This window comes from Sphingobacteriaceae bacterium, from assembly GCA_002319075.1.
GTDB lineage: Bacteria > Bacteroidota > Bacteroidia > B-17B0 > Aurantibacillaceae > Aurantibacillus.
Map to the genome: position 1 here is coordinate 5014912 of NVQB01000001.1, position 14840 is coordinate 5029751.

General features: G+C 38.1%; 10 protein-coding genes. 6 read left to right on the forward strand and 4 right to left on the reverse strand.

What is annotated here, in order from left to right:
• Nucleotides 1–2 precede the first annotated feature (2 nt).
• Complete coding sequence (locus CNR22_21760) at nt 3–908, forward strand: DUF4835 domain-containing protein (protein PBQ34286.1); 906 nt, start codon at nt 3–5, stop codon at nt 906–908.
• A gap of 43 nt (nt 909–951) precedes the next feature.
• Here the strand turns inward: CNR22_21760 and CNR22_21765 are convergent, their stop codons facing one another.
• The gene (locus CNR22_21765) at nt 952–1779 is read right to left on the reverse strand and encodes a hypothetical protein (protein PBQ34287.1); all 828 of its coding nucleotides are present in this window, start codon (nt 1777–1779) and stop codon (nt 952–954) included.
• A gap of 129 nt (nt 1780–1908) precedes the next feature.
• On the opposite strand from CNR22_21765, the gene CNR22_21770 reads away from it, so the two are divergent.
• From CNR22_21770 to CNR22_21785, 4 genes are all read left to right on the forward strand, one after another.
• Nucleotides 1909–2442, forward strand: coding sequence for a 30S ribosomal protein S16 (locus CNR22_21770; GenBank protein PBQ34288.1), 534 nt, complete (start codon nt 1909–1911; stop codon nt 2440–2442).
• A 67-nt stretch (nt 2443–2509) separates the two neighbouring features.
• Nucleotides 2510–3358, forward strand: coding sequence for an ATPase (locus tag CNR22_21775; protein ID PBQ34289.1), 849 nt, complete (start codon nt 2510–2512; stop codon nt 3356–3358).
• A gap of 4 nt (nt 3359–3362) precedes the next feature.
• Nucleotides 3363–4802 carry a hypothetical protein gene (locus CNR22_21780; GenBank protein PBQ34290.1) on the forward strand — a complete coding sequence of 480 codons (1440 nt, stop codon included), beginning with the start codon at nt 3363–3365 and terminating at the stop codon, nt 4800–4802.
• Between the two features lie 490 nt (nt 4803–5292).
• Nucleotides 5293–6078 (forward strand): hypothetical protein, encoded by a 786-nt coding sequence (locus CNR22_21785; GenBank protein PBQ34291.1) that lies wholly within the window; start codon nt 5293–5295, stop codon nt 6076–6078.
• 96 nt (nt 6079–6174) lie between these two features.
• On the opposite strand, the gene pnp is transcribed toward CNR22_21785, so the two are convergent.
• The 3 genes from pnp to CNR22_21800 form a co-directional block, all read right to left on the reverse strand.
• Nucleotides 6175–8325: a polyribonucleotide nucleotidyltransferase gene (gene pnp / locus CNR22_21790; protein ID PBQ34292.1), complete on the reverse strand. Its 2151-nt coding sequence runs from the start codon at nt 8323–8325 to the stop codon at nt 6175–6177.
• A 244-nt stretch (nt 8326–8569) separates the two neighbouring features.
• Nucleotides 8570–8839, reverse strand: a complete 270-nt coding sequence (locus CNR22_21795; protein PBQ34293.1) for a 30S ribosomal protein S15 — start codon at nt 8837–8839, stop codon at nt 8570–8572.
• Nucleotides 8840–8970: 131 nt separating this feature from the next.
• A complete protein-coding gene (locus tag CNR22_21800; GenBank protein PBQ34294.1) occupies nt 8971–11361 on the reverse strand; it encodes a hypothetical protein in 2391 nt (796 codons plus the stop codon).
• A 175-nt stretch (nt 11362–11536) separates the two neighbouring features.
• Here CNR22_21800 and CNR22_21805 point away from each other — a divergent pair, with 175 nt between their 5' ends.
• Nucleotides 11537–14719 (forward strand): hypothetical protein, encoded by a 3183-nt coding sequence (locus CNR22_21805; protein PBQ34295.1) that lies wholly within the window; start codon nt 11537–11539, stop codon nt 14717–14719.
• The last annotated feature ends 121 nt before the right edge of the window (nt 14720–14840 follow it).

Here is a 14840-nt window from a genome sequence, read left to right on the forward strand (position 1 = left end):
TTATGAAACTAAAAGTTCTCTTTATCTTATTCATTTTTGTACTCGTTAATCCTTCGTTTTCGCAGGAGTTAAATTGCCAGGTGGAGATTAATTCAACACAGGTTCAGGGCTCTGCAAACAAGCAGATTTTTGATCAGTTGAAACGTTCCATCCTCGAATTTATGAATAACACCAAATGGACTAATGAAGTTTTTACTCAGCAGGAGAAAATAGAATGTTATATTCTTATCGTTATTAAAGAACAGGTAGGAACTGACGATTATTCAGGAACTATTCAGGTAAGTAGTGGCCGCCCGGTCTTTAAAAGTTCTTTCTCTGCAAAGGTTTTAAATATTGAAGATGAGTACTTTCAGTTTAAGTTTCAACAATTTTCTCAGTTGGAATATAACATGAACACCTTTCAAAATAATTTGACCTCGGTTTTACAGTACTATGCCTATGTAGTTCTCGCTTCAGATTACGATACATTTGCTCCGCAAGGCGGAACAACTTATTGGCAAAAAGCTCAGCTGGTAGTTCAAAATGCGCAGTCAGCAAATGAGTCGGGATGGAAACAAAGCCAAACAGGACAAAAAAACCGGTATTGGTTAGTTGAAAATGCTTTACAACCACTATTTAAAGGCATCAGAGATTGCATGTATTCGTACCATATGCAAGGCCTCGATCATATGCAGGAGAGTGCAGACGAGGCCCGGGCGGCTATTTTAAAGTCCTTAGATTACCTTGTACCTGTTGCCAAAGCCAGACCAGCATCTTATAACATGCAACTCTTTTTTAATGCTAAAAGAGATGAGTTAGTTAGTATATTTAAAGGAGGAACTCCTGAGGAAAAAACAAAGGTTTTGGAGCTTCTAGGTACTGTAGACCCTTCGGGAACAACAAAATATTCGAAAATAACTGAAAGCTAATTAGTTTCGTTTTCTTAGACTTCTTAATTTGAACAAGATTTTTCTATAGTCCCGTACCAAAGCTCATTATGCTTTCACGTTTCATTGGCTGAATCGTCATTACCGGGATAGCACTTATATCAACTATTTTTTGAGAATCTGTTCCTTTAAAAAATTCGCGAACGCCCAGGTCAGGTTTGTTCATGATCATAATTAGATCGGCTTCAATCTTATCAGCGTAATCTACTACACTTTGAGCGATATCGAGAGTAGGAATAGACTTATTTGTGCAGGAGATTCCTTTGCTCTTAATAAATTGTTTTACCTGGTGAGAGTAGGCTAGAAGCTTGTTTTCATAATCAGCATCTTTGGCATCAAAAACGCCAAGAATACGTATACTCGCGCCAAAGTATTTAGCAAATTGTATCGCTATATCTGTTTTTTCGCGGGTTTCCGCAGAAAGATCAAGGGGTAATAAAATATTTTCACAACCATCGCGGTGATCATTTCCACGAATGGTAATTACCGGGCAAGGTGCTTTTCTTATCAGTTTGCTGGCGCTGGAACCTATAATGTTACGGAACTTCATATGACTTTCAAGTCCTGCAATTATAAGAGTAGCATTAATTTCCCCCGCAACTCTATCAGTTTCATCATAAATATCGCCCTTAACGCTCATAAAGTCTGTAGGGACAGTACTTTCTTGTTCGGTTTGTTTGGCAAGTTTGGCCAGAGCTTCGAAGCTTTCGTCGCCAGGAGCCTGATAAACATGTAGCAACACCAATTTTGAGTGCGTGTATTTTGCTAAATTGTAGGATTGCTTTACAGCAGCTAATGATTGTTTGGTAAAATCAATGGGAATTAGAATAATTCCTCTTTCTTTAATTTGCATAGGGAAAATAATTAGCAGGTACGAAATTAGGAGTTTTAATCGGTTTTACCTGTATTTTTGTTAGGTTTTTTTGGTAAAACCAGATTAAAGTTGGATATTTGCATCCTCAAATTTTAAAACAATAAAAAAATGGCAGTAAAGATTAGACTACAAAGACATGGTAAGAAAGATAAAGCTTTCTTTCATTTAGTAGTTGCGGATGGTCGTGCACCACGTGATGGAAAATTCATTGAAAAATTAGGAACTTATAATCCTAATTCAAACCCTGCAACTATTGACCTTAATTTTGATTCAACTTTAAGTTGGTTAATGAAAGGCGCTCAACCTACAGATACAGCTCGTGCGATTCTTTCGTACAAAGGTATTATGATGAAAAAACACTTATTAGAAGGTGTTAAAAAAGGCGCTTTAACCGAAGCTCAGGTGGAAGAAAAATTCAACAAATGGGTTGGCGAAAAAGCAGGTAAAATTGTTGGAAAAAGCGATCGTTTAAAAACTGAGTCAAGCAAACAAGCTTCTGAACGCCACAAAGCAGAAACAGCAGCAAAAGATGCGAAAGCAGCTAAAATTGCAGCTAAAAATGCAGCAGCAGCAGAAACACCAGCAGTTGAATCAGAAGCTCCAGCTACAGATGCACCCGCTTCAGAAGAAACTAACGGATAAATAAAACTCTTAATTATATTTAAACCGTCCCGCTTCCGGGACGGTTTTTTTTTGTTATTTTGCGCCCATGTACGTGATATTAGCCGATAGCGGATCAACGAAGACTGACTGGATACTTTTAAAAGACTCTGAAGTTATTAAAGAGGTAAAAACCATTGGCTTTAATCCTTATTTTCAAACAGTAGAGCAGATAAGCGCTGAACTGATCAATAACCTAAAGCCACACTTTCATAACCACCTTCAAGAAGTTGAGGAGGTACATTACTATGGTACTGGCTGTTCTACGGATGCGAATCGTAATTTGATAAAAGAGAGTATAACTAAGGCTCTTGGTATTTCTAAAGTAAATGTCGATCATGATCTTTTAGCAGCGGCACGGGCATTGTGTAAAAAGGAGTGGGGAATAGCCTGTATTCTTGGTACCGGCAGCAATAGTTGTCTTTACAACGGCAAAGATATTCTTGAAAATGTTCCTTCAACAGGTTATTTATGGAGCGATTACGGTGGAGGATCACAAATAGGAAAGTATTTTATACGTGATTATTTTGAAGGAAGAACACCTTCTGAAGTGGTTAAAGCTTTTGAAGATGCCGGCTACAACAGAGAAGTTATTCTGGATAATGTTTATAAACACAGTGTACCTGGAAGATATCTCGCTTCGATAAATGGGTTTGTTTGTACGCATTTAAATCATCCTTACATTATTAGCCTTTTAAAGGAATGCTTCGAATCTTTCTTTGTTCAGCAGATTAATAAGTATTCAGAATCAAGAAAATACACCGTGCATACTGTTGGATCTATTGGGTATTATTATAAAGACCTTATAGCCGAGGTTGCAGCAAAACATGGTTACACAATGGGCACAGTAATTAGATCGCCTATGGAAGGTTTGATAAACTTTCATTCAAATTTATAAATCCATGCTAAAAAAATTGCTGCTACTTAGTTTTGTTGAAGGCGCTGCAGTAATGGCTGCAGAGTTGTGCGGAGCGAAACTTTTAGCACCTGTTTTTGGAAGCAGTCTTTATGTTTGGGCTTCTGTAATGGGCATTACGCTGGCTGCGCTGGCTTCTGGTTATTTTTTCGGCGGAAGGGTCTCCGAAAAAAAAAACAATCATTCTCTTAATCTATTTCGCTTGCTGAGTGCGGCAGCTATGTTTCTTTTGATAATGCCGGTTATCAGTTATTATCTGGTACCTCGCATCTCGTATCTTCCTTTTTTAACAGGCGTGGTTGCAAGTACTTTGGCTTTGTTATTTCCTCCCATTTTTTTTTTAGGAGCAAGTTCTCCCTTATTTATTTTAGTACAAACTTCAGAAAATGAAAAAGCAGGAAAAGTAAGCGGTACTGTTTACGCGGTTTCTACGCTAGGTGGTATTTTTGCAACGTTTCTATGCGGCTTTTATTTCATTCCTGAATTTGGATTAAACACTTGTTTACTTGCGTTTGGAGCTGTTTTATTTGTAATGAATGTTTTTGTATTCCGAGTTTTTAAAGGGCTTCATTTTTTTTTAGCAATTTCTTTCGCGTATCTTAACCTTCAGTTTACTGAAAAGAAAAAAGATTTTTTGCTGAGTTCTGATAGCATACTCGGATACTTACAAGTAAGAGATCTAATGGATGGAAGGAAAAAACCTTACCGCATTTTAACCATCAATGATATCATTCAAAGTGAGATGGATTTACAAAGTAAAAGATCACTTTCAAAATATGTAACGTTAATTGACACACTGTTGAAGAACATCTCGGTTAAGCAGAACGCCCTGGTATTGGGTTTGGGGGGAGGATTAACCGCTAATCTTTTAGTGAAAAAAAATTATAGAACAGAAGGAGTAGAGTTGGATGCAAGAATTACCAAAGCTGCAAGAGATTTTTTTTACCTTGATGAAACTGTAAAAACATATGACGAGGACGCGCGTTATTTTTTAAATCATTGTGATAAGAAATACCAGGTTATACTTGTGGATATATTCAAAGGAGAAGAACAGCCTTCTCATGTGCTTACTTTGGAAAGTCTTAAGAAACTAAAACAAAATATCACAGATTCTTCGGTTATCCTCATTAACTGGCATGGTTACACAAGCGATGCAAAAGGTTTGGGTACAGCTATTTTAAACAATACGTTGCAAAGGGCAGGATATAAAGTGAAGTTATGTTCTTATTCTTTAAACGAAGCTTACCGCAATATTCTCTTCGTAGCCTCTCTGAAAGAGTTAGGTATTTTGCCATATGAATTAAACGAAAAATTGCAGGAGGTTACTTTATGTAACACTGATAACGCTCCACTACTTGAAAAATATAATGCAAAAGCAAACAAAGCCTGGCGCTTAAATTATTTGCGCTACTACCAGGGAAATTAAATCAGTAAAAAAGTAATTTGTCTTGGTGCTTTTGTTTTCTTTATAGTTTAATTCGTAATAATACTGCCGGCGGGAAGTCCTGGTTCACTGAAGGTTTCAATCGAAGTAAGTTCGGTTCAAAAAGCTTTTGTCCACATGAATTTTAATTAAAAAGTTCCTTTCAATAAACACGGCATTTCTGATTATACTGAGCAAACGTTTTAAGAAATTGCCAGACATTAATTGAAAATCAGAAATTCTACCTTTTTAAATAATGTAATTGCTTTTTGCCGTGGGGTAAATTCTCATTATCTTTTATAGCGCCGTAAAGATTTGTTATAGTACTAAAACCGATGTTTTGCAGAAGATATGTTGCGGCCTGTATCAAGTATTTACCAGATAGCGATTTGCCTGAATGTTTTTTTTAGTTTTTTATAAAGGATTACTGAAAAGGTATTATTAATTTTAAGATTGAGTGTGGCGGACCTTTACATATGCTTTACTGATTTTTTTGTTAGGATGCAGAAAGGATCCTGTTATATGGCAAATCGAAAATTTAAACAATAATAGTATTTCGGTATTCGGTCACGGCGGAATGGGGATATATAATAGTTATCCTATGAACTCCTATGAATCTTTGTCAGAGTGTATGGACAAAGGAGTTGATGGAACTGAAATGGACGTCTGTGTTACAAAAGACAGTGTACTTATATTATGTCATACGCAAGATCTCGACGAAAATACAGATTGCAGTGGTTTAATTAGGAATAGCAACTCACGTGACCTGCAGGGATGTCGTTTTAAAAAGCCCTTATTTTCAAAGGCAAATCTTATTGAGGCGTCCTATTTTTTTGAAAGGGTGCAGAGGAGCGAAAAACAGATTTTTACTTTTGATTGTAAAACTATGGATGATAGCTACGAGTATTACGAACTCTTTGCAAGAGCCTTACTAAAACATATTAATAAATATAAATTACAGAACAACTGTTTTATTGAAAGTTTCAATGTAGACTTTTTGAAAATTGTTCAATCGAAAAATAAAGATCTTCGTTTGTTTTTATATACTGATGAGAGTACGGTTGGTTTGGCAACTGCAAAAGAAATATCTCTTTACGGGCTTACCATGGATATGGCGAAGATTAGTGAAGAGGAAATTGAGCAAGCTCATAAGCAAAATCTAAGAATTGCATTGTTCAACGCATCCACAGAAAAAGACAATTTGGAAGCTATTCAAAAAAATCCTGATTATATACAAAGTGATAAAGTTGAATATTTAATAAATGCTTTGAAGGAATAAGTTTCGTTTAAAGTTTAAGTTTTACAAAAAAACCGCCCTTTATTAAGAGCGGTTTTTTATTAGAGTTAACCAGGCCAGATTCAAGCTTTAGTATTTTTAAGCTTCTTTTTTCTCAGGTCTTTCAACATGCCCTTCCGGTTTCGGTAAAAGAACTTTGCGGCTTAATTTGATTTTTTTGGTTTTAGGATCATCTCCCACATATTTTACTTCGATGGTATCACCTTCTTTTAATAAACCTTCTAAAGTATCAATACGTTTCCAGTCGTATTCGCTGATGTGTAATAAACCATCTTTACCTGGCATTATCTCTACAAATGCACCGTAAGGCATAATTGTTTTTACTTTAGCCTGGTAAACGTCTCCTAGTTCAGGAACGGCTACTATACCTTTAATGCGATTCTTCGCAGCTGTTACGTCTGCTAAGTTTGTACCAAAGATCTCTACAATACCATTTTTTCCATCTTCAGTAATGACGATAGTTGTATTGGTAGTTTTTTGCATCTCTTGAATAACTTTTCCTCCTGGTCCGATTATGGCACCAATGAATTCACCAGCTATAACAATCTTCTCAAAACGAGGAGCATGTGGTTTGTAATCTTCACGTGGTTTTTCAATGGCTTTCAGCATTTCGTTCATAATGTGTAAACGTCCTTCTTTAGCTTGTGCCATAGCTTTCGCCATTACTTCATAAGGTAAACCATTTACTTTTAAATCCATTTGAACTGCTGTGATACCGTCTTTTGTACCACATACTTTAAAATCCATATCACCTAAATGATCTTCATCACCTAATATATCCGATAAAATAGCATAACCGCCTTTGTCATCTGTAATTAAACCCATAGCGATACCAGCAACCGGCTTCTTAATTTGAACACCCGCATCCATTAAAGCTAACGAACCTGCGCAAACAGTTGCCATACTTGATGAACCATTACTTTCTAAAATATCGCTCACTACACGAATGGTATATCCTGAATCAGATGGAACAACTTTTTTCAAAGCACGTAAAGCTAAGTTACCGTGACCAACTTCGCGGCGACCAACGCCACGGTTAGGTTTTGCTTCACCTGTACTGAACCCGGGGAAGTTGTAATGTAAAATAAAAGTTTCTTCGCCTTGATTAAAGGCTCCGTCAATTCTTAATTTGTCCATTGGAGTTCCTAAAGTCACTGTGGTTAAAGATTGCGTTTCTCCACGTGTAAAAACTGAACTACCGTGTGGTGAAGGGAGGTAACCTACTTCAGCCCAGATAGGACGGATCTGATCGGTTTTACGACCATCTAAGCGTACTTTTTCATCAATCGCTAAACGACGAACCGCAACGTATTCTACTTCGTGGTAATATTTGTTAATTAACGACTCAATTGGCTTCAATTCCTCAGGAGTGTATTGTTTTTTGAATTCTTCTAAAGGAGCTTTGAAATTTACTTTACGGTTGTTTTTGTTCGGATCTAATTTTTTAGCGGCCGCGTAAACTGCATCGTAAGTTTCTTTCATTACTTTTGCTTTCAAATCGGCATCATTGGTTTCGTGGTTGTATTCACGTTTTGGTTTTAAACCAGCTTTTACAGCAAATTCGTTGATAGCTTTGATTTGAACTTTAATAGCTTCGTGCGCAAATTTAATTGCTTCTAACATTTCTTCTTCACTTACTTCGCTCATTTCACCTTCTACCATCGCTATATCCGTAGCCGAAGCTGCAACGATCATCTCCAGGGTGTTACCAACCATTTGAGATTTTGTTGGATTGATAACTAATTTGCCATCAATTTTAGCAACACGAACTTCACTAACCGGACCATTGAAGGGAATGTCACTCACTGCAATAGCAGCAGCAGCAGCTAAACCTACAAGAGCGTCAGGCATATTTTCTTTATCAGATGAAATTAATGACAACATTAATTGTGTATCTGCGTGGTAATCTTCCGGAAATTGTGGACGTAAAGCACGGTCAACGATACGGCTAATCAATACTTCATAGTCAGATAATTTTGCTTCACGTTTAAAGAAGCCTCCCGGGAAACGGCCTGCCGAAGCATATTTTTCCTGGTAATCAACTGTTAAAGGTAAGAAGTCTACGCCTTCTTTTGCGTCTTTGTTACTTACAATGGTAGCAAGGATCATGGTATCTCCTAATCTTACTACTACTGATCCATCAGCTTGTTTGGCCAATTTGCCTGTTTCTAAGCTTACCATGCGGCCATCGCCGAGGTCAAAGCTGTGGGTGATTCCTGTTTGTGACATGTTTTTATTTTTTTGTTTTATGTTCCGACGTTTTCGAAACGGGTTTATATTGTTTTATTTTTCTTTTCAACACAGAGGTACTGAGGCCACTGAGTTTTAGTTTTGTTTTTAACCAAACTAAATGTCTTCTTTGCTACCCGGCGGCTTCCGTACCTCAGTGTTTAAGCGTACCACGATTTAACAAAAAAGGCACTTCGAAATTGTTATTCGAAATGCCCCCTTTAAATAAGTCTAATATCTTTAATTATTTACGGATATCTAAAGTCTTAATGATCGCGCGGTAACGCATCAAATCATTTTTCTTTAAATAATCCAATAATGCACGACGCTTTCCTACTAAATTTAATAGAGCACGTTGTGTACCAAAATCTTTTTTATTACCTTTTAAGTGACCCGTTAAATGGTCAATACGAAGAGTAAATAATGCTATTTGTGATTCAGAGCTTCCAGTGTTTTTTTCCGTTCCACCGTGCTTCTTAAAAATGTCTTTTTTAACTTGTGATGATAAATACATTATTCTTTTTTTTTATTGAGGCGACAAATATAATAAATAATTAATTAACCGCAAAAAATGTAAGCAAAATGCTTCTCTTTTTTAACTAATAAAACGATTCTGCCCAGCCATACAGGGTTGCTATTCAATTTCTATTGTTTTACGAGTTTAGTAACAGCATAAATCCTGTTATTCTGGAACAAGCGCACGCTATAAATGCCCGTTTCCTCATTTTCAATGGAAATTATATGATTGTTTCCTGAAACACTTTCTGATTTTATCAATTGTCCCAGGGCATTAAAAATTTCTACCGAATAACGGGAAGATAAATCTGCTTCAAAGTTTAGTTTGAACACTCCATAACCGGGATTTGGAGAAATATTTATTTTTTTTGACCCATTATAACTTTCATTAACACCTACGCAGGCATAAACGGGTATCATTACTGAAGCGGAACAACCTGTAAGGAAATTTGTTACTACAACGGTATATGGGCCGGGGTAGTTTGTAGTGAGGTTCGCTCCGCTAATAGATACTGAAGCGTTTGGCGGTGTTGTCCAACTGTAAGTTAAACCTGAAGTAGAACCAATAATGAGTGGTGATATGGTAACAATACCAGGGCAGGGTAGGAATGAGAAAGTGGCAGGCGTAACAACATTCGGATAAATTCTGTTGTCCATTACCGTTGTAATAGTCTTAGAGGTACAACCATTATTTAGATCCAAAGCTGTGAGGGTGTAAATTCCAGGAACGAACGCCGTGTACCCAGTGCTATTTTGTAACGGCAGTTGTGGCGCAGGTCCTTTCCAAAGAGTCGCCATAACAAACATATAGTTTGGAAATCCGGTTTGTGGAGGGATAGTGGATTGACTATAATTTAACAGCATAATGGAAGGATTATTACAAGTTAACGCCGTTATAGAGGAGCCAATTATGGCCTTCGGCGGAAATATATTTTGAAACACCGGAACTACCTGTTTCGTAATACAGAGATTAGAACTGTCCTGCATAGTGAGCGTATAGTTATTTACCAGGGTGTTTGAAGGAATGGATGAGATCGAGGTAACATTTATAGTGTTACTATTAACAACGGAGTTTGGAAATACCCAGCTATATCCCACGTGATTTGTAGAGCTGATCCCTTCGAGTTTAATTTGTGTAATAGAACATGTAATCGTTCCAGATGGCGAAACAGAATAAACCGAGGGACTTGTTGTATTTTGCAAGATAGTTATGGGCACGCGCGACTCACAAAAGCTTGTATTGTCTCGTGTTATGAAGGTGTAAGTGCCTGGAATTGTAATAGAAAAAAAGGAAACGGGTCCGAGTGATCCTGAAGGAAGACTTGATGAGCTCGATCCTGGCGGCAGAATGGTATAAGAAACTGGTCCCCCGGATGGAGAAGTGATACCATTAATCAGAGAGACTATAGCAAAACTTTTACTCGAACAGCCAAGTGTAAAGTTTTGGGGACTTGTTGCGGTGAAAGAAGGGAATCCGTTATTGCTAACAACTGTGAAAGTCTTGAAAGTGCTGCAGCCACTGATAGTATTCGTTAGAAAATGTGTATAAGTGCCCGGAGCTCCGGGCACATAAATAGTGGAGTATGAAGGACTAGAAAATGTTCCAGCCAAAGGAGAAATGAATTGATGTAATACATTTAAAGAAGGATTTGCGAATGCGCTAACCGAAGTAACACTTGAAAGATTGCATGTAATGTTTTGAAACAGAGGAGACAATGATGAAGTTGGAGTAGTGGTATTTTGGCTAACATTAAAAGTTTGCTGTGCATTACAACCCGTTATCGGATCAGTTGCAATTACAGTCCAATTTCCTATAGATGAAGCGTTAAAAGAAATAACGGACCCAGTGACTGTTGATGAATTTGTTTTCATCCATGAATAATTATATGTTGAAGGGTTCATGTTAACTGTCAAAGTAGGGGTGTAGCAGTTAATAACAAAATTGGGTTGGTTGCTTGGGGGAAAGGAAATTATAACGGGCATTATCGGACTCCCTATGCTGAAACTGGCTGTGGTAGAACATCCACCGGCAGCGGTAATAGTTGCCTGATACAATCCAGCAACAAATGTTCCCGAGGCGTTTGTTTGAGTGGAGGAATAAACATTATTCGGAATAGTTGCCCAGTTAACTGTATAAGTCGGTATAAGAGTTGACGTGAATGTCAATCCTAAGTGAAATGCTTGCAGTGAATTTGTGCAGGTACTGGAAGTGACAGTTGGGGCAGTTTGTGGCTGTGCCTGGACGCTTATTGTGATCACAACCGACGTGGTAGTATTAGTATTTGAAGCGTTTTGACCATTTGTGAAAAGTGTATAGTTTGTGGTTGAGGCTGGGTTAACGGTCCATGTTCCAGTAGAGCTATTAAGACCTCCGGGATTCATCGAATAAGTTGGAGTGGTTAAATTCTGTGGATTGGGGGCAGTTAATATTACGGCCGTTCCGGCACATGTGTTTATTGTAGTTTGACTTTTGATAAATGAGGTGGTAACAAATAAAATTAAAAATAAAAGTTTTTTCATATGTGTTTTGGGTTTGAAATGCCGGCAAAAGTAGCTAAAAAAATGACTTATTTTTTTGCGTGAAGCTCTTTTTGACGCAAGCTTGTTATCCCTTAAATTAAATCACCCTACAAGATATTTTAACTTCATATGATAAATATATTTATAGATTTGTAATTCCAATAAATCCATTTCTATGAAAAAAGTATTTTTATTTTTTTTTCTGACTACTCTCTTTTTAAGTAAAGCTCAAAATACATGTGCCACTGCATTGCCTTTTTGCGCCGGTGGCGTATCAGGAGTTACTTTTCCGGCATCTACTTTAACAGCAATTGGTGAGACAGGTCCGAATTACGACTGCTTGCCAGGCTGGCCTGTTGGCAGTAATATCTCTTTTTATGTTCCTAGTCCAGCGTGGTACTATATCCAGGTTGGTCAATCGGGCAGTCTTGATATTCTTATTCAAGGGCAAATAGGCACAGCTCCGAATACGAGTCCGGGTACCGATGTGGATTTTGTGTGCTGGGGACCATTTAGTTCTCTCACCGGAATATGTGGAAGTCTTACTGCGAACATGACAGTGGATTGTAGTTACTCTTCAAGCTTCACCGAAACTTTAAACATTGGAAGTGCCGTGTCGGGGCAGTATTACATGGTAATGATTACCAATTTTTATAGCACACCTCAAAATATTGTTTTGAGTCAGATCGGTGGAACAGGAAATACCAGTTGTTCCTTAATAAATAATGCGTCGATTTGTTTCGGCGCCAGCAGAACGCTTACCGTAGCTAATACAACTACGCTTTCAAATATTACTTATTCTATACAACCTGGCGGTACTGTTAATACTACAGGATCATTTGTTGTAACACCGACTGTAAGTACAACTTATACAACTTATCTTACCGGAGTAACAAGTTTGAATCAAACGCTTACTGCAACAACCATTAATAACGTCTCTGTGAATCCCCAGCCCACAGTAGTTCCCACGGTAACGAATACGAGTTGTACGAGTACTCTGAACGCGTTTAATTTAAATTTGAGTTTTTTCCCGGCCACTCCTGCTCCTGGTTACACGGTTAACTGGGCTTCGGTTCCTAATGGGGTAACATCTAATACAACAACATTTTTGTCGGGCAGTGGTATTCCTGCTGGTCCTTATACGGCTACGGTAACGGCAGTGGGTGGTTGTTCAGCGGTGGCGAATTTTACGCTTAATCCTGTTCCTGCACCAGCTCTTATTACCATACTTCCGGCAGGGCCTGTATATTCGGTTACCTGTTTAACTCCAACTGTAAATTTAATTTCTCAGGTATCTACTAATACTTATACCTGGACGAATGGAACCAGTACGGTGATTAATGGTTCAGTGGCAGCCATTACCAATTCAACGATAGGCAATTACACGCTCTATGCTCTAAATCCTGTTTCAGGGTGTACCTCTTTTCAGACCTTTACGGTGGGGCTCAACATATCCACGCCCTCAGCAACATTAAATCCTTTGTTTCAGAACATTACTTGTAATTTAACCTCTATAACAACAATTACATCAGTTGCTAGTCCAACGATAAATATTACCCAGCAAATACAGTCTCCCTCTGGAGGAACTTTTGCAACTACCTCTAATACCCTGGTTTATTTACCCGGTGGGGTAGGTAACTTTACGCATTGTGTTATCAATGATATTAATGGTTGCTCCTCTTGCCGTATTTTTACAGTGAGTTCCAACCAGGGATTTCCTACTTACAATGTTTTGAGTCCTGATAATTTCACTCTTGGGTGTAATTCAAAAAGTGTGGCTGTTATTAATATCGTCAACGGAAATACCTCTCCCCAGGGCGGACCGGTGTCTTACACTTTACTTCCCCCGGGAGCAAGCAGTGTAACGTTAAGTGGAAATCTTAGTGTTTTATCTACGTATTCAGTAAATGTACCGGGTACCTGGACGGTGATTACAAAAGATAACACGAGTTTTTGTGAAACCCGTACACCGATTTCAATTTTATCAAATACTTTAGGCCCAGACCTTAACACCAGCGTTCCAAGAACCATATTGGATTGTTATGTTCCAACTATCACTTTGAGGGGAAGCAGTAGCACTCCCAATGTAAATTACCTATGGTCATTTGCCGGTACTCCGGGTAGTTTGCAGGGAGATAGCATTACAGTTTATTCCAACTCCATAGCTCCCACCAGTTCAGTGGTTGGTAATTATACCCTGACAATAAGGGATAACAGTAGTACTTGTAAAACAGATACAGTGGTGATTATGCGCCAGAATTTATATAAACCCATTGCAGCAATCTCTGCAGGTTCACCTTCTCTTACCTGTTTAACCTCTACCATTGTTTTAACCAATCAAAGCAGCAGCACCATTCCACCCGCTACGGGCTTCTCTCAAGGACTTCCCGCTATAGGCTTTTTATGGCAGGGGCCCTCTCCGCAGGAACCAAGACAATTAACCACTACTTACATTGCCGGAACAACGGGTATTTATACGATCACTGCTAAAGATTTAAACAATGGTTGTACCTCTACAGGCACAATTGTTATTGGCGACTATAGAAAATACCCTGACTTAGAACCAAATTCTACCATCAGTATCGATACCCTGGATTGTGGTTCAAATTTTTTCAACATCACTCCCCCCTTAATACTTTCGCCCGAAAATAAGAATTATGCATACAGTTGGATCGCTCCTTCCAATGCTTCTATTTCTTCATCCAGCTCAGCTAGTATAAGTATAAACAAAGCAGGTAACTACCGTGTGGTAATTACCAATACCGCTAACGGATGTTCTACCCCTGCACAGGTAACGGTTATAAATGGAACACTGGATGCCAGCTTTACAGCAGATAACATGAGTGGTTATGCTCCATTGAATGTTACCTTTAGCAATACCTCTTCATCGAGTTTAAACAGCTCTGGAATAAATGCTTATTGGAATTTTGGAAACAGTACAGCTACCCCAACTCTAAGCACCTTATCAACGGCTAATGCTATCTACACCCAGCCTGGAACTTATACGGTGAGTTTATATGTTACCAAAGGCAGCTGTTTGGATACAGCGCAGCTTGTTATACAGGTAGATATTCCTTCGGCCATCGAGATTCCAAATATTTTCACCCCAAATGGTGACAATGTAAATGATTTATTCTTCTTAAAAAGTTCAAATCTTGATAAGATCACCATGCAGGTTTTTGACCGTTGGGGCAATCTTGTTTTTGATATCCAAAGCGCCTCTGGCAATGTATCATGGGATGGAAAATACGAATCAGGAAAAGAAGCTGCTCCAGGAGTTTACTTCTACATTATCAAAGCAAACGGGAAAGACGGTTCTAAATACGATAAAAAGGGTACGATTACGCTGGTTAGGTAGTTAATTGCTTTCTACAATTACTCATGCCCTGTTTCTGAATAAAATCAGAAGTGGGGCATTTTCTTTTATATTAACATTATTTGGTACTATATTTGAATCGTTAACACACTACTTAACTCTA